This is a genomic window from Selenomonadales bacterium (assembly GCA_017442105.1).
In the GTDB taxonomy this organism is placed as follows: domain Bacteria; phylum Bacillota; class Negativicutes; order RGIG982; family RGIG982; genus RGIG982.
This window is the reverse complement of the sequence record JAFSAX010000134.1, coordinates 1-18,494: the sequence shown is the minus strand read 5'-3', so window position 1 is coordinate 18,494 and position 18,494 is coordinate 1. Positions and strand designations below refer to the sequence as shown.

The following is an 18,494-nucleotide window of genomic DNA, read 5'->3' as shown; positions in this document are numbered from 1 at the left end:
GAGATGAGTGCAATATACATTCTTCAACCGTCTTTTGCGGGCGGGGAGATATCGAGCGAGGTAGCATCACGTACCGACATTGACAAGTACCAGTCGGCATTACTCAATGCGGAAAATGTAGTGGTCAAGCCGTACGGCGGTATCGAGAAGCGACAGGGAACGGAATATGTCGGCAGAGCAAAGAGTAAAAATTGTATTCTGGTAGAGTTTCCCGAGAGTGCCAACAGCAGCTATATGCTTGAAGTCGGAGAGAAGTACATCAGGGTATGGCGGGACGGTGTGTATCTTGGCGTAGAGATCGCATCGCCGTTTTCGGAATCGGACTTGCCTTATCTGCGCTTCAATCAGAGCGCGGATGTGATGTATATCTGTTCGGGTACGCATCCTGTGCAGGAGCTTCGCCGAAACAGTGATACGGAGTGGACTATCAAAGAGTTTGACTGTTCGCATCCGTATTTTGATATTGCCAATGGTCTTGCACTCGACGGGACAACAGCAACGGTCGCCCCGAGCGCACTGAATGGCAGTATCACGATAACAGCGTCAAAGGATACGTTTACATCTGCGATGGTGGGAGCGCACGTACAAATAAGTCAGGAGCTTGCTACACAGACAGTTTCGTTGACAGTAGCGAAAGATGTAACGAGCGAAAGCACGGAGCTCCTCTGCGGACAGGGTTGGAAGATCCTTTCACATGGGAAGTGGGGCGGCACGATCACGATCTTGCAGTCTGATGATGGTGCGACATGGAAGGAATACCGCAAGTATGTCGGCAAATATGCTGACGGCACGGGTGATCTTAACGTGGCAGAGAGCGGCACGTTTGATAAGCATACGTATATCAAGCTGAAAATAACCTGCATGGGCGGTACGTGTGAGTGTGATCTGTCTGCTTATGGTTATACGCATACGGGTACGGCGAAGATCACAGGATATACCTCAGCCAAAGAGGTAACGGCGACCGTCGTTGACAGATTCGGTTCGACAGAAGCGAGCGCAGATTTTGCTTTCTCGGTGTGGTCTGAGGCGTACGGGTATCCGACATGTTCGGCGTTCTTTCAAGATAGACTGTGCTTTGCAGGAAACAAGTATTATCCACATTCTATCTGGATGAGCAGAAGCGGGGATTATTATAATTTCTCGGTAGAAAAGGTAAACGGCACTGTTACCGATGACAGCGCGATCATGGCAAGCCTTATTTCGCGCAAGATGTATAAGATCAATCATCTTGTGCCGGGGCAGGACTTGGCTGTGTTGACGAACGGCAATGAGTGGGTCATCAGCGGCGGTGAGGTAGTGACACCTGCGAATATCAATCCGAAGATGCAGACGACGCGTGGATCGAATGAGTGCGAGCCGCTGTTTATCGGCTCTCGTGTGATCTACGTACAGCGAAGGGGCGGTACGGTCCGAGATATGGGATATTCATACGAATCGGATAATTATGCAGGCGACGATCTCACACAGCTTGCAAAGCATCTCGTAAACGGATATGACCTTGTGGACAGCGCGTACTGTCAGGAGCCGTACAGCATCGTGCATTTCGTGAGAAGTGACGGCGTACTGGTGGAGATCACGTATATTCGGGAACAGAACGTGTACGCGTGGGCGCACAGCGTCTTAGGCAAAGGCAAGGCAATATCGGTATGCTCTATCCCCGGGCAGGAAGAAGATACACTGTATGTCGCGGTACAGCGCGAGATCGACGGCGAAGCGGTGACATATATCGAGCGTATGGCAAAGCATTGCGTGAGCGAAGATGTGATGGAACATACGTGTACAGACAGTTCGGTGAGATACCGATATGAAGATGCTGTGACGATCGTACAGGCTGGTCATTTGGTCGGCATGACGGTGCAGATCATGGCAGACGGTCGCAGACAGCCTGATGCACAGGTAGCATCAGACGGTACGGTGTCGCTTGTGATGCCTGCCCACCATATCGTAGTCGGACTTCCCATCAGCATGACGGTAGAGATGCCGAATGTGGAGGTCGGAGCAAAGGACGGCACGATGCAGGGGCGCAAGAAGGACGTGAAAGAAGCGATCCTCCGTCTGGAGCGGTCGCTTGGCGGTCGTTTGGGACAGCGCATCGATGCGCTCGATATGATCTTTTATGACGAGCTGATGGAAACGGGCGCATATCCTTTATATACAGGGGACAAACATTGTACGGTGCCTGTGAATTTCAACAACAGCGGGCGGATACTTATTGAGCATGATGAGCCGTTCCCGTTTTCGCTGTGCAGTATCGTAAGGAAGGTGCAGTTTGGTGGCTAGGGTAGTATTTTGTGAAGACGAAAGAGCCGATGAGATGGTGAAAGATATTGCGCGGAACATGCGTAAGATGGATGTGTTTGAGCTTGAGGCGATCGGGTACACAGACAGAGAGCAGGCGATCAAAGACGGTATGGACGGCTCGGAGATCACAATGTTTTTCGGGCACAGAGAGAAGCCCGTCTGTATCTTCGGCGTGTCGAAAGAAGAGTATGCGGGCGGCCGCATCATCTGGTGTCTTGGAACGGATGGTATTGACGAGTGCAAGAAGTCGTTTGTGAGAGAATCGCGCAGAGTATTGAAAGAGTGGACGGCGGAATACGGGATGCTGTTTAACTTCGTAAGTGTGAAAAACAAGAAAGCCGTTGCATGGCTGAAACGAATGGGGGCAGTGTTTCATGAGCCGCGTCCCATCAACGAGAAGGGCGATAAGTTTATGATGTTCACGATCGGAGGTGAGAAGTGATGTGCAGTTTGACAATAGGTCTGGCGGCACTCCAAGGGTATTCTAATTTTATGGGGGCAAAAGCCGAAGGAGATGCACAGGAGGCAATGTATAAGGCGCAGGCACGCAATGCCGAGATGAACGCAGAAGCGGAGCGTAGGCAGCAGGAGCGTATCGCCGACAAGTATGCACAGGATCAGATGATGCTTGACGATAAGCGCAGACTGGCTCACGGTCAGATCGCGGCAGGCGCAGGGGCAAGCGGTATGACGATGACGGGAAGCGGTCTTGATATCATGTCCTCGTCAGAAGAAGCATGGAAGAAAGACAGCATGAATCTCCTGCAGAATCAGCGATACGATAACGAAGCGTCGCGGGCGCAGGAAACGAATTATATGCAGTCGGCTCTTAATTCATACAGTGCGGCGGCAAACGCCAAGCGTGCGTCCAGACAGAAACAGATCGGGTCTATCTTGGGTGCGGCATCTTCTATCTACGGTGCGTACGATGCAGGCAAGACGGCAGATACAGCGAAAGAAGTGGCGACAAGCGGAACGGTAAGTGGAGATTGGGCGGATACGTACGATTTCAAAGCTCCCAAAAAGCAGAAGTACGGCTGGGGCGCGTACGGCTTGCCGAATTATAGCGGGTGGTGAGTAGATGAAAGCAATAGGATACCAGTCCAACGTGGGGCTTAAGGTCGGCAGTACGCCAGCAAGACAATCGACAGGGCCTGCCATTGCTTATGGTGACGGAAGCGGCTACGATGCGATGGCAAGAGGATTCGGTACGGTTCTTTCGCTCGTGGAGAAAGAGCGTGAAGAAGATATGGTAGCGGACGTTACTGCGGCTAAAAATGAATACGATAGGCGTATCAGCGACCTTCTGTATAACGAAGAGAACGGACTGATGCACAAGAAGCTTGCCAATGCGCGCGGTATCGGCAAGACGTTTGAGGAAGAAGAGCAAAAGATCAGAGCAGACATTCTTCCGATGCTGCCGAAGTATGAAAAAGCGCATATTGCGTTTGCGAATCTGGCAGACAAAGATTCACAGCGAAACTTCAATACGGTCCGCAATTACAGTCTTGAACAGAAAAAGGCATATCGTGATGTCAATCTTACTAATTCGATCAATTTCAAGATGGAGAACGCACAGCACTACTACAAAGACCCGTCTGCGGTCAAAGAACAGCTTGATGCGATCTATACGGATATTCGTGCGAATTGCGAGAACGAATACGGCGCAGAGTGGTGTAAGTCGAAGTTTGATGAAACAGAAGCGAAAGTGGTAGCGTCGGTGGTCGAAACGGCTTACTCAAACGGCGATAACGATGCGGTAAGAAGTTTGATAAACGTTTTCGGTGATAGAGTACCACCAAGCACGCTAAATCGATGGCGCAAAGGACTTGTGGAATCGGATAAGGATGAAGCAATGTTGACTGCGGAAGAACAGATCGCCAAAGAAGCGAATTATGATATAACGAAGATCGATGCTATCCTTGCCAACCATGACACGATAGAGATTGAAGAAGGCGGCAATTATTACAAAGCAAAAGAATACAAAGACAGCATGCAGGGCGTTCGGTACAAATGGGGCGGCAACGACGAAAACGGTATCGACTGTTCTGCATATACGCAACAGCTTGCTCATCATATGGGCGTAGAGATACCACGAGTAGCAGATGCACAGTGCAAGTGGGCGGAAGAAAACGGCAGATTCCGTGCAAACGATGGCTCGTACAAGCCACAAGCAGGCGACCTTGTATTTATCGTAAATACCGATCCGAAAAATAAGACGGCATACAAAAACGTTACGCACGTAGGTATGGTAGATGAAAACGGCAATATCACGCAGGCGGGCTCGTCAAAGGGTGTCGGCTCTGTGCCTATGAGCACGTTTGCAGGCAAGATAATCGGATATGGTACGCTCGGTGTAACGAAAAAAAAGATACCGCTTACCGCCAAAGAAAAACAGGAGCAAAGAAACGGGGTAATCGCCATCTGCAATCAAAAAAAAGCTATTGAGAACGAGCGTATCCGACAGCGCGTAGATAGCGCAGATGATGCGATGTGGGAGTTGCATCAGTCGGGTGTTACCGATCGGGGGCAGTTTGAAGCGGTTGCGAGAAGATACGCCGACGATCCTGAAGTATATCGCCAAGTAAAAAGAAGAATGGCAGGATATATCGGCGGATCGGGCGGTACGGGCGGCAGTGGCGGTAGTGGCGGCTATGGCAAAGTGTCGAGGGACGGTATGGCAATGCTCAAAGATGCTATTGATATGGGGAGATTTCTTAGTGAAGATATGCTTACCGATGCACTGGATGCGGAAGGGGTATCTCCTGCCGACAGACGGTCTCTCGTGGGATATTACCGCAAGATGCAGAAAGATACATATGATTGGGTCTCTCTGAAGGCAGATTTCCAGCGTGATTACGGCAATAACAACGGTCTATGGCTCGGTGCGAAGGCTGCGGCACAGGATTTCATACAGGACTATGTTGAGAAAAACGGAGGAACACCGAGCTATAGTCAGATATATGATGCACTTACCAAGGCGGCAGTTAAACCGCAGAATAGTTGGTGGGCAAGCAATTCCGATCTTGCTGATTATGAGCAGATGGGACTCAGCAATGCGGCGATGCGTGCGATGGGCATATCGAACGCGAGAGAAAACGGCGACGGCACTGTTACGGTAACTTACCCGAATGGCAGAACAGCGATAATGGATGAAGATGACTTCTACAAACAGGCAGACAGATACGGCGAGGAGGACGAGTAAATGGCAAACGATATTGAGCGGTGGCAACGGCGATTGAAGCTCGTTGACGAACAGCGTGCAGAACGCATTCGCAAGGCACAGCAATCCTCTCCTGCTCCTGTGAAACCGAAGTATGAGTACAGCACAGACAATCTGTCTATGCTTGACTTGGCGGGCGGTGCGATGACAGGTGTGGTAAGTGCGGATGTATCGGAGAATGTTGTAAGTGCTGTGGCACCATTTACAGGCGCGGTGTCTACGATCGTTGAAACTGCATCGGATACAGCCGCTTATCTGAAAGGCAGTAATGCGTATAGAAAATATTTGGCGACGGATGAAGAAAAGAAGCGTGAGGCACAGGTCATCAGTATTGAAACAGGTATCCCTGTCAATGCACTGTTGTACAGTGACGAGAACATGGCGAAGGGCAGAAGTGTGCAGGAGTATACGAAGAAGCGTATGGCACTTGCGCCCGAGGGTATCAACGATTGGGACGATATGGATGCTGTGTATGCGAAGTTCCCCGGGCTGAAAGAAGTCGTTGAGAATCCGAATATGAGCGATACCGATGTTGCTATCGCCATGCACAATATCGAGGACTTGACGAAAGCAAAGTCGGCAACAGAGGCGTTTAGCCTTGGGTATGCGATGGACAAGGCGAATTACCGCATCGGTGAGCTTGGCGTGTTTGGTTTTGCAGGCGGTGAGCTGACAGATGAGATGAAAAAAGAGATCGCATCTATCAAGAAGTCTATCCCCGAGCAGAAGTCTATGCCGAATCTCCTTGACGATCCTTGGGTAGCAATCGCGGGCGGTACGGGTGCTAATCTCTACCACATGAACAAGGGGATACAGAGAGGATCAAACCTTGCGGCTACGGCTCTTGCGACAGGGGTAGGTGTATCAGTCATGTCGGGTGGTACACTTGCTGCTCCTGCTATGGGTGCGGCTATCACAACGGCAGGTATCGGATTCAGATACGGTATGGCAGAGGATATGTTCATGAACAGCGCAGGCAGACATTATGCCGAGTACAGCGAGATGAAGTCAAAAGACGGCAAAACCCTTTTGACGCCGAATGAAGCACGTGCGTTCGCGGCGATCGCGGCAGGTATGGAAACAGGCGTGGAGTTCTGGAATTACGGTCAGATCATGAATCTCCTCGGTGCAAATTACAAGCGTGATATCATGGAAATCGTGGCAAAGGCATCGGGCGATCAAGCAATGTTGAAAGCAGGTATGTCCCAATTCATCAGAGAGCGCGTATTGCAGGCGGCAAAAGCAGGAGCGACCGAAGCGGCAGAAGAAGCGGTGCAGGATGCAAGCGATAAGGCGGTACATAATGCCATCGTAACGTATGCACCACAGGCGGCATACCGTAAGTATACAGGTACAGAGTTTGCCAAAGGTGCGCTGGAAGCGTCGGCAGAAGCTCTTCCCGGTATCATCGGTCTTGGCGTTATCGGTGGTACGGTGTCGAATTTCAAAAGCGTGAGCGACTTTGCCCGTCTGCAGAAAGAGCAAAATGATATCTTCTTTGCAGAGATGAAGCGTGCGAACGGTCTTGCCATGATAAAGAATCTGCAGGCGAATATGGCAGAATCGAAGTTGTTCAAGAAAAATCCAGAGATCTATCAAGCGGCTGTCAAAGGTGCAGTTGAGAACACGGAGTTTAAGGAAGTACGCGTCGACACGGAACTTGCCCTGCAGGACGAAGAAGGCGCGGTAGTGTTCAATCAGCTTGTTGAGGAAATGGGACTTGAGCAAGAAGAAGTCAACGCCATCATCGAAAATAAGGCTGATCTCATCGTGCCTACGGAAATCTACGCGCAGACGGTAATGAACAATGATAAGTTCGATCGGTACATCTCTTTTGATGAAAAGGGACACAGCGCGGCACGTAAGAAATACTATATGGCTGTTGCTGAGGAGATGGCAAAAAGCATCAGCATCGAGCAGGAAGAAAAGCAGGCAGAGCTGATAGACGGTATTATCACGGCAAATTTCCCCGAAGCAGGCATAGAGCAGGACATGGGCGCGGCTATCATCCTGTCGAATCCGTCCAATCCGATGCAGGCATGGAAACAGATGAAGCACGATACAGAAACAGCTATCAATGCGCGCCTCGGCAATATCGTGAAGAAACTGGAAGAAGGCATGAGCAGAGGCATACATATGTACTACTCTGACGAGATAGGCCATCCTGCAAAACGCATGAGCGATAATGACGAGTGGTATAGCGACTTTTATAAACAGCATAAACGTAAGCCGAACAAAGCCGAGCTGTGGGAGATGGCACGCGAGATATACAAGGGCGGCGGCGAACGCTACCAGATGCCCGAATATACCTTTGAAGCAACAGACGAGATGCAGGAGGACTTCGATGCACTCGATCAGGACTTTGCGAATCTTGATATTCTCAATGATATCAAAGGCAAGGTAGAAAACCTCACAGCGAGCGAGATGGCAGTAGTGCGCGGTCTTACACCGAGCGGCTACAAGGTATATCAAGCGGCACGCAAGCAGTTTGAACGCGGCAATGCAGATGTACAGAAGGCAGGCAGAATGAATGCCATCCTGTTCGCCAGATATGCAGACCGTATGGCAGACAATATCAGCAAGATAACAGGCAAACCGTATACAGCCGAGGATTATATGCGTGAACGTACCTCTATCGTGGCAGATGCGACGGAAGTGGAAGAAGGCGCGTATGGACAAGATATTGCTGAAGCAAAATTGAAGAAAGATGAAGCTGATTTTGCAAAAACGGTAGATACTTGGACAAAACTTCCGAAGCGTGGAGAAAGCTATGTGATGCATACTCCGTTAGCTTTGGAAATAGCAGGCGTTGCACACTTACCGATAAAAATAAAGAATAAAACTTTTGAGCATATTCTTGTGAAACACAAAGACAGTATAGGAAAGGAAGAGCTAAAAAAAATCCCGAGGGCTCTTACTGATCCTCTATTTGTTGCTGAATCTAACGGGAATATTTTAGTAGCGTTGGATTTGGGCGACAAAAACGATGTCAGTATTGTGACTTTTTTATTAGAAAAAAGAGACAGCACAGGCAATAACGCAAACTTTATTTTATCATCCTATGGGAAAGACAGTGCTTACGGCACAGCCAATGCAGTTAAACAAACAGATTACAAATGGTTTATAGACAATTTCCTTAATACCAATAAAATTCGGTATATAAACAAGAAAAAAACTACTGATTGGTTAAGGGAGGCAAGGCTCAAACCGCCCTACGTCCTCAACAAAATCAGTAGTTTATCTACTACTAATATACCAAATGAAAACGATTTACGCAAGCGAAAAAAGGGAATGCCTACATATTATCAGACCGCGTATCACGGCACGCCGCATACCTTTGATACCTTCGACTTGGGCGCGATCGGCACAGGCGAAGGAGCACAGGCGCATGGATGGGGGCTGTACTTCGCACAGGACAAGAAGGTATCAGAAGAATACCGCCGCAGATTAGCAGGGGAAGTAAAAGAAAGTATTTATCTTGGGTACAAAGCAGTGCGGGGCGAATGGCGAGATGCCGAAGGAAACAGAGCGTCTGATGTTTTGGAAAGAGCATTGAATTACCTGAGCAACGAAAATGGCAACGTCGCCGCGACCATACTCAGCCTAAAACAAGCTGCGTCCAAATGGAACGATGTACGACTTGATGAGGCGGCTGATTATCTGGAGGAAAACTTTGCTTCGAAGGGTATTGAAAAAACAGAAAACGAAGCAAAGACCCCGGGGGAATTGTATGAGGTCGATATCCCCGAAAATGATGTTCTGCTTGACGAACAGAAACCACTTAAAGAGCAACCTCCAAAAGTTATAAATGCCTTAAAAGAGATTGGCAAGCGCACAACAACAGGCAAGTTTGTCGACTATAAAGGTAAGACATACAAATATGTAAAAGGTTCTCTTTTTGGTGATTGGGTTGATTTTTCCACACATAGGCATGTGCGAAAAGGTAGTGATCTAGGCAAAGAGTTGGACGAAATTGCAGATTCGATTTACGAGAAGGAGTATAAGTATAACATCTTCAACGCCAACGATACGGGACATGCCATCTACTCCAAGTTGGTAAAAGAATATGGTTCTCTTGAAGAAGCATCGCGTAAGCTCAACGAATATGGTGTCAAAGGAATCACCTACGAAGGTTATCTTGACGGAAGATGCTTTGTTGTATTCGACGATAAGGCTATCTCTGTTATCGAGCGGTACAATCAATCCGTCCGCGGTCAGACGCGCATCAGCGGTATGTCTCGTGTTGTGAGCTTGTTTGAATCGGCAGACAAATCGACCTTCGTACATGAGCTTGGGCATGTAGCACTTGCCGATCTTAAGATGCTTGCCGAGATGGATGGTGCGCCTGCACAGCTCGTCAGAGATTGGCAGACGGTCAAAGAATGGCTTGGGTATAAGGATAGTCAAGGATTCACAAGGGAACAGCATGAGAAGTTTGCTCGAGGATTCGAAGCGTACTTACGCACAGGCGAAGCACCTGTACGCGGTCTTAGAGCAGTATTCCGCACGTTTAAAAAGTGGCTGTGCGACATCTATGCCGATTTCGTACAGCTCGGCGGGAAACCGTCTGCGGAAGTACGGGCGGTTATGGCACGTATGCTCGCAAGCGAGCAGGAGATAGAAGCCGAAGCAAAGGTACAGGGCATCGAATCTATTACGAAGAAAAAGGGTATGCAGATACTCGACGATACGACGCAGGCGATGTACGAACGATGGGTACGCGAAGCGAAGGAAGAAGCAAAAGAAAAGGTGTTAAAGATCGCGATGCAAGATGTGTCTGACGAAATGGAAGCGGGCAGACAGGAGATCATCAAGGCGATGCGCGAGGATATTGAGGAGCGGTTAAAAGAACAGGATATTTTCCGTGCAGAAGAGTGTGTACGATTGTCCGGAAGTATGGATATCCTGCCTACGCTTGGATATACCGAAGAAAGCTATAAAGCAGAGCTTGAAATGCACGGCGGCGGTCTTGAAAAAGCGGTTGAAAAAGAGCTGGCACAAGCCGTAGAAGATATGGATTCGTATACTGATGTTGAAGCGACTGTAAACGCAGAAGCGGAAAAGGCTCTATCATCCTCAAAATATAAGGCGATGATCCTCACGCTTGAATATGAAGCGCTGGAACGTAAAGAGAAAGAGGAAAGACGTCTTGACAAGAGCGTAGACAAGGCTCTGGATGAGATCGAAAAATCTCTTCGCGGCGAAGAAGAACAGCCGAAGGATGAAGGCAAAGAGGTCAAGTCGCTCAAACAACGAATTGCCGATCTCAAGTACACCTACCGATGGCGTGAAGCCGAGATGAAGCTCATCAATCAAATGCAGAAGCAGGCGGCGAAAGTCGAAGCGAAACAGGATAAGGAAGAAGCTGTCGAGAAAGCGGTAGGCAAGGCGAAGGAAAAGGCAGAGCAGGACAAGGCGAAGATCCTTGATACTGTCAAACAGCTTAGGGACTTTATTACATCGTCAAAAGAAGGTATCCGACTGGTACGTGATGCGGTCGAAGGGCAGATGGATATGTACAAACGTGCTGCGTTCATGAATCTGATGTATATGCCGATCAGACAGGCGACAGCTACTTACTCATGGCGGCATAAGGAACGCATGAAAGGTGTCGAGGTCGCACGTCTGATGGCAAAGGGTAAGTGGCAAGAAGCGAAACAAGCGAAGCGGGAGCAGGTCATGTTCAGCTACTTCGCCGACGAATCTGCAAAACTGAAAGCAGATGTAGATAAAAAAGTGAACAAATTGAAAAAGCGTTCAAACAGTATCGCCAAAGGCAATGTCAAATTGGCGGCTGATGAACGCTATTTTTATAACCATCTTCTCTACGTGTTCGGTGTCAATCGCCGAGATGCCATCATGCCACAGGAGTGGCAGGGGAGCGAGAGCGTCGATGCGATGTTCAAGCGGTATGCCAAAGAATATGAAGCACACTTCCTTGACGAGGACGGCGAGGTCGATATCCCGCAGTTTATCAAGGATGCGGCAGGCGGCAATGATGTCTACAAAACGCAGGTCAATATTGAAGGCAGGAAGAACCCTGTTAAGGCTCTCGGCTATGGTGCATTGACGAAGGATGAGTTTGACGGATTGTTCGACATTCTGACGAGCGTATACACCATCGGACAAAATGCGAACAGGCTCTTTACGGTCATCGATGAGGACGGCAAGGCGGTATCGTTTGAAGATGCCGTACAACGTATCGCAGATGGTGTCCGTAAGAACGTAAAGGCAAAAGCAAACGATGATCCGACGGGCATGACACTGCCGACTACACTTGAAAAGATAACTGCAGCACGCGATGCGGCGGTTGGAGAACTTATCAAGCCTGAGACGATATTCCGTTGGAACGACGGCGGCAAGGAAGGCGTATCGATGATGTTCCTGTATGATCCGATCGATCGGGCGGCGAATAAGGAGATGCGCATGCAGGCGCAGGCGGCAAAGGCTGTGCATGAGCTGTTCGGTAAATACAGAGAGCATCGCAAAGAAGAACGGTATAAGCTCGGTACCTCGGTGCTGACGAAGGAACAGGTTATCGTGCTGGCTCTTAACTGGGGGACGGAGCTTAACCGTAAGCGTGTCTTGGACGGATTCAAGAAACCTGACGAGCAAAATAAAGATGCGTTTGTCAATCTCACAGAGAAAGACATTGAAGAAGTGTTGGGCAATCTTACTGCGGAGGATTGGCAGACGGTCACAGGCGTGTGGACTCTGCTTGAATCGTTCTGGGGCGATACGGTCGCTATTGAGGAGCGCATGACAGGCGTAGGAATTGAGAAACAGCAGGCAGTGCCGTTTGATATCGTCGGCAAGGACGGCACTGTCTACCATCTTGCGGGCGGCTATTATCCAATCATGTATGATCCGACCAAAAGCGGACGGCAGCAGGACCTAGAGAAAGACGATGTCGCCAAAATGCAGATGAGCGGCAATGCCGTGCTTGGTACGCGCCGAGGATTCACAAAACAGCGCAGTCGGCAGACGATCGAGCGACCGATCTATACGGTGCTTGATCCTCTCCCAAAGGCACTTGACGATGTGATCCACAACATCTGTTATCGTGAGGCGATCCGAGATGTCTACAAGCTCATCAATGCGCAGGAAGTCAGAGTGGCTATCGAAGAAGCGTACGGCACATCGACACACAGAAGTCTGGACAAGTGGGTGAAAGATAATTGGGTGATGGACGAGAAGAAGGATAAGATCACCAAGGTTGCGGCGTTCCTTCGCAGAAACGCGACGATGGCTGTCATGGGCTGGCGCGTCACTGTTGCAGCGCTGAATCTGGTGAACATTGCGCCTGTGACCGAGTATATCGGCGCAGGCAGAACGTTTGCCGCTCTGAGGAATTTTGCGTCCGATCCTGTTAAGGAATATCAGTTCTGTCTGGAAAAATCGGAATTTCTTGCTCATCGAGCAGAGACGATGGATCGAGATGTGCGCGAGAAGCTGAGAGAGATACGAGAAGGAGAAAGCAAGCTCCCGAATCTCGCAGGCAAGGTGATCAGAGGAGCGAAAGAAAAAATCGAATGGGCGGAGGAGCATGCTTTTACGTTGATGGCATATACCGATCTTATGTTTGCTGCGCCGCTTTGGAAAAGCGAGTACGAAAGAGTGTATCGGGAAGGCGTGGGAAAAGGTCTCTCGGCGGAGAATATCGAGCGGAGAGCAGTAGCGGCAGGCGATGCGGCGGTCAGACGCGTATTCGGCAGCGGTGATGTCAAGGACCTTGCGCCTGTTCAGCGAAGTCATGAAGTCGCAAAACAGCTCACAATGTTCTATTCGTATATGAACACCGTATTCAATGCGCTTGCCTTCCGTTACGGCAGGGCAGTCAACGCGGGAGAATGGATGAAATTTGCGCGAAGCGTGCTGTATTGGCTCATTCTTACGAAGGCGATGGAAGAAGTGCTTCGTGCGCTGTGGGGAGACGATGAGGAAGATATGTCGGAGCGTATCAAAAAAGTATTCGATCCTGCACATATGGCGCAGTCGTTCGGCGAGCAGGTGTTCGGCATGATCCCAATCGCAAGAGAGTTTTTCAAGGTAACGGTTGGTGTGTTCATGGGCGAGCGCGTATACGGTGCAAAAATGACCTCGGCATACGATGTGGTCGATCGCGCACAACGTGCATCGCAGGCGATCATGTCCAAGAAAAAGGATTGGATCGATGTCGGCAGAGAAGTGACAAGGGCATCTAATTCGTTCACAGGCTGGAGCGATACGATAACGGATGGCATCTGGACGTTTATCCGATATGCGGACAACGATTTCGACAACGATATTGGCGAAGTGCTGAAAGCGATCGTATTTGACAAAAAAATAAAGTAGGTGACAAAGCGTGATACAGGACAGCGTAAATAAGGTGATCTACGAAGGGAACGGAGAAGCAACACAATTCTTCTATCCGTTCGTTATCACGAAGAACACCGACGTCAAGGTCATGACGGTCTCTCCCGAAGGGGCAGAGACCGTCCTTACGAATGACTACTATGTCGATGTAGAAAAAAATATCGTCTTTTACCCGGGATGGGCAGAGGGCGAGGAACCCGAGAATATCGAGGAGTATCTTCCGCTCAATGATGGATGGCGGCTCGTAGTCTATCGCGAGGTACCGTTCACGCAGGAGGTGGCGATGTTCGATCAATATCCGTTTAAGGTACTGGAAGGCATGATCGACAAAAACACCATCCTTGCCCAACAGTTGAAAGACGAAACGAATCGTGCGATGCGACTTAGTGTATCGGTCGATAACAGCGACATCTCGCTCATCGTGCCGAACGGAAAGGGGACTAGCTTTCGCTGGAGCGATGACGGCAAAAGATTGGAGGTCACAGACGATCCCGCCGTAGTGCGCAGGGTCGTCGAAAACCTTGCCGCGACAGTACAAGTGCAAAGTACGGCGGCGGTCAATAGTGCCAAGACTGCATCTGATGCAGCGAATACTGCGGTAGATGCGAAGAATACTGCGGTAGATGCGAAGGCGGTAGCGGTCAATGCTGAGGCAAAAGCTGAGGAGTACATGAAGAAAGCGGAAGCATATAAGACGTCTGCCGAATCGTCTGCGACAAAGGCATCTTCTTCGGAAACAGCCGCGTACAAAAGCTCGCTCTCGGCGAGTACAAGTGCCAATACGGCACAGCAGGCATCGTCTGCGGCAAGTAAGGCGGCAGATACGGCAAGCACGGCGGCAACAACGGCGACAACTAAGGCGAATGAATCCGCCGCATCGGCTGAATCGGCTGAGGCAAGCGCAAAAAGGGCACAGGATGCCGCTGATGGTGTGGCGACAGGACAGGTGCAGGCGGACTGGAATGAAACAGATACCGCATCGAAAGCGTATATCAGAAATGCACCGAGGTTCATTACTGTATCAGAACGAGTACGCGGAGATGATGAGCCGACATACGGGGTGACGGATGAATCGTTCGTGTTGAGCGATGGAACGTTGGCAGACGGGACAAGCGTGTTGAGCCTTGATGTGGACGGCACGTTGTATGATGTCGGCGATCATTACAGTGTAACAACGAATGAATAAGAGAGGATGATATAATATGGCAACGATCGTAAAAGGTATTCTTCAGGCAAAGATCGAGGGCGTAATTAAACAGATCGATGTACGAACAGGCTCGGCAAGCGTCATCGTGGATCAGGCGACAGGCAAGACGCTTGCGACGGCTCTTGCAGAGATCATCGCCGACCTTGAAAGTGCGGTGGCGGGAGGTCTGACTGCTACTCAGGTAGAAACGATGATCAACGAAAAGATAGCGGCGCTTGTCGATTCTGCGCCTTCTACGCTTGATACGTTGAAAGAGATCGCAACGGCTATCACAACGAATCAGGGCGTTATCGATCAGCTTAATGCGGCGATCGGGAACAAGGTGGATAAGGTAGACGGCAAAGGCCTTTCCACGAACGACTTCACAACGGCACTTCTCACGAAGCTTAACGGCATCGCAGAGGGTGCAACGAAGGTCGAAGCATCGTCCACGAACGGAAATATCAAGATCAACGGTACAGAAAAGACTGTATATAAGCATCCGACGGGAGCAGGTAATACGCATCTTCCTACGGGCGGAACAGTCGGGCAGGTGCTTCGCGCAACAGGGAGCGGCGCGGGTGAATGGGGCGTAGCTGTCAGGAGCGGCGCGTCGGTACCTGATGACCTTGCCGAAGGCGAAATGTTTCTCCAGATCATCGGAGAATAGGAGGTGTAATGTATGGCAGTAATAGAACGTCAGACAGTCATCGCAACAAAAGACAAAGATGGTAATACTGTGATGCACTACCCCGTTACAAGCGTAAAATATGTCGAAGGTGCGGTATGTACTGTCAACGGCATCGAGCCTGATGCAAACGGTGATGTACTGGTGGCAGGTCTTCCCATCGGTCACGAATGGTTCACGACAAATCCGAACATCCCGACAGGCTGTCTGCCTCTCTTCGGCGGTACATTCAGCCGAACGGCATATGCTGACTTGTGGGCATGGGTGCAAACACAAGGTAGCTATCTCATCACAGAAGCAGAATGGCAAGAGAAAGCCACGGCGAACGAAGGCAATGTAGCCTTTTATTCGGACGGTGACGGGTCTACGACATTCCGCGTACCTAGCTTAAAGTGCCACGTACAGGGTGCGAACGGTGTCGAAGAAGTAGGCGGTTACCTCAAGGCAGGGTTGCCGAATATTACAGGTAGTGCACAAAGCACAGGCGGGAATGATACTGCTGCGTTCGAGAATACGGCAGGTGCATTCGATTCGGAAAAAGGGTCATATAAGCCACATTCCGCATCTAGTAGCAAGTATGCAAACTTATCGAATATATTTTCGTTTGATGCATCTTTGTCGAATCCAATTTATGGCAACAGCGATACGGTACAACCACCATCCATCGTAGGGATGTATCTTGTCAAAGCGTTTGGCACGGTGTCGAATATTGGCAATCAAGATATCGCAGATGTTTCGGCAGGTCTTACGCGAGTAGAAAATAAGATGGATGAATACACGGATAACGTGGCATACATTGATTCGTTCATTGTTGAAACGTGGCGAAGCGACGATGGTTCGTCTTGGTATCGTAAGTATTCTGACGGATGGCTTGAACAAGGCGGTACTTTTGGTTCTGGCACGTCTGGAACAATTACGTTCCCCAAAGCATTTTCCGCAGAAGTATATTTAACGTTTGGTGTGGACTATGAATCAAACAGTCGCGACAAAACAGCTTTTGTGTACACTGAATCTCTTACTGGTTTTACGTGGGACATCACCGACAGTTCTCGAGGATATTGGCACGCTTCTGGTCGCTAAGGAGGATACATCATGTACGTTGCAAAAAAAGATGACGGCAAGACATACGTATACATAAGAAATGGTAAAACGTATGTAAGCACATTATCGCTACAAGCCACATCAGTGCTCACCATATATATGCCCGATGGAACACTTCTGACTAATGCTTCTGTCGTGATAAATGGTGAAACGCTTATTACGGACAGCTTAGGCAAGATATACGTGGAAGGTGAGAAAAACACAAACGCATCTTTTGACATTGTGTATAACGAAATGTACATGGCGACGGTAGAAGTCAGTTATGGCGAAGATGCAAGCGTACACCTCGTACAGATGCACCTTCTCACTGTAACGGCTACAGACTTTACCTATAGCGAAAAGTTCACCATAACGACAAATATAAACGGAGTGTCGTATATAGGTAGTCTGTCTGTGTATTTAGCTCCAGATACAAGTGTTACCGTGACGGCTCAAGATACCTCTAGCGATGCTGATTGGATTTACATGACATATGTGAAACTTGACGGCACGAACACGAAAAAGGGGAGATACACATTCACGATGGATACCAGCCATGACATCACATTCACAAATGGCTCATCAAGTTATGTCGGTAGTGGGACATAAGGAGGTAATAACACATGACATTTAATATCGGACAAACATTTAAAGAGACATATCCGCCCGAGGCGGCGGCATGGTGCAACCAAAACAGAGCGTACATGGAGGTCATTGAAGGTGGGTATCGCATCGTAGGTATTCCCAAACCTACGCTTGATGAAGTCAAAACGGCAAAAATCGCTTCTCTCAAAGCAGACCGCGACCGTCTTGAGGTCGAGGATATTGAAGTTGACGGTCATCTATACGACTACGATGAAAAGGCAAGAGAGCGTATCAATAATGCTATCATCGCGTTGCAAGCATCGAACGGTTCTATTTTATGGACTCTCGCCGACAACAATTCGGTACTGGTAACGGCACAAGACCTTATCGCGGTGGTATCGGCGGTGGCTGTCCGTTCCAACGCACTTCATGTCGCATACCGTGATGCAAAGGCGAAGGTCAATGCAGCAATGACGGCAGAGGAAGTCAATGCGGTGGCATTGGAGGTATAACGTATGGATATGAACGATTTCATCAACGTCATCGGACTTCTGGCGATGGTCATCACATGGCTTATCGTATCTCCATTGCGAGGGTCGATAGATGGACTGCAAAAGTCGGTAGATAATCTGGCAAAGTCGCTTGAGGAGCGGCGCAAGGAGATGGCGGCACTGGGGGAGCGAGTGGCGGCGGGAGAAACAGCGATTGAAACAAATACAAACCGCCTAACGCATTTGGAAGAAGAATTTCACTCGTTCTGCAACAATTGCAAGTGCAGGAAGGATTAACGATGATGAACAAGGTAAAAGATGCAATGTCACGATTGACGGTGACAGCAAAAAGCAAAATAGTCGGGATGAAGCAACCTATCAAATGGGTTGTCTTTTTATATTTCGGCTTGGTCACGGTGCTTGTGCTGACATATTACGCGGCATGGCTGTGGCTGTGGAAAGAAGGAGAGGTCGCACTACGCGATCTCCTTTCTCTTATCACCGAAATGGTCGGCGGTGGAATGATCGCTTTCGTGACATTCATCGCAGGCTGTATGGTCGATACCGACAAAGATGGGATCCCCG

The 18,494-nt window shown here is 49.3% G+C and carries 12 protein-coding genes; all 12 read left to right on the top strand.

Going from position 1 to position 18,494, the window contains the following annotated elements; all coding sequences use genetic code 11:
* Positions 1-3: 3 nt before the first annotated feature.
* Positions 4-2,280 (top strand): hypothetical protein, encoded by a 2,277-nt coding sequence (locus tag IJN28_05185; protein ID MBQ6713161.1) that lies wholly within the window; start codon positions 4-6, stop codon positions 2,278-2,280.
* Positions 2,273-2,743: a DUF2833 domain-containing protein gene (locus tag IJN28_05180; GenBank protein MBQ6713160.1), complete on the top strand. Its 471-nt coding sequence runs from the start codon at positions 2,273-2,275 to the stop codon at positions 2,741-2,743. Before IJN28_05185 ends, IJN28_05180 begins: the two co-directional genes overlap by 8 nt.
* The gene (locus tag IJN28_05175) at positions 2,743-3,378 is read left to right on the top strand and encodes a hypothetical protein (protein ID MBQ6713159.1); all 636 of its coding nucleotides are present in this window, start codon (positions 2,743-2,745) and stop codon (positions 3,376-3,378) included. The genes IJN28_05180 and IJN28_05175 overlap by 1 nt, the downstream gene beginning before the upstream one ends.
* A 4-nt stretch (positions 3,379-3,382) precedes the next feature.
* Positions 3,383-5,506, top strand: coding sequence for a C40 family peptidase (locus IJN28_05170; protein ID MBQ6713158.1), 2,124 nt, complete (start codon positions 3,383-3,385; stop codon positions 5,504-5,506).
* The gene (locus IJN28_05165) at positions 5,507-13,858 is read left to right on the top strand and encodes a hypothetical protein (protein ID MBQ6713157.1); all 8,352 of its coding nucleotides are present in this window, start codon (positions 5,507-5,509) and stop codon (positions 13,856-13,858) included.
* A gap of 10 nt (positions 13,859-13,868) precedes the next feature.
* On the top strand, positions 13,869-15,065 hold the full coding sequence (locus IJN28_05160) for a hypothetical protein (GenBank protein MBQ6713156.1): 1,197 nt from the start codon (positions 13,869-13,871) through the stop codon (positions 15,063-15,065).
* Positions 15,066-15,081: 16 nt separating this feature from the next.
* Positions 15,082-15,735: a hypothetical protein gene (locus tag IJN28_05155; protein MBQ6713155.1), complete on the top strand. Its 654-nt coding sequence runs from the start codon at positions 15,082-15,084 to the stop codon at positions 15,733-15,735.
* A gap of 12 nt (positions 15,736-15,747) precedes the next feature.
* Entirely contained in the window at positions 15,748-16,833 is a 1,086-nt protein-coding gene (locus IJN28_05150; GenBank protein MBQ6713154.1) for a hypothetical protein, read from the top strand.
* A gap of 12 nt (positions 16,834-16,845) precedes the next feature.
* Positions 16,846-17,442 (top strand): hypothetical protein, encoded by a 597-nt coding sequence (locus IJN28_05145; protein MBQ6713153.1) that lies wholly within the window; start codon positions 16,846-16,848, stop codon positions 17,440-17,442.
* Between the two features lie 14 nt (positions 17,443-17,456).
* Positions 17,457-17,930 (top strand): DUF4376 domain-containing protein, encoded by a 474-nt coding sequence (locus tag IJN28_05140; GenBank protein ID MBQ6713152.1) that lies wholly within the window; start codon positions 17,457-17,459, stop codon positions 17,928-17,930.
* Between the two features lie 3 nt (positions 17,931-17,933).
* The gene (locus IJN28_05135; GenBank protein MBQ6713151.1) at positions 17,934-18,206 is read left to right on the top strand and encodes a hypothetical protein; all 273 of its coding nucleotides are present in this window, start codon (positions 17,934-17,936) and stop codon (positions 18,204-18,206) included.
* 2 nt (positions 18,207-18,208) lie between these two features.
* Positions 18,209-18,494 (top strand): hypothetical protein (locus IJN28_05130; GenBank protein ID MBQ6713150.1); only part of this gene is annotated, 286 nt, incomplete at its 3' end.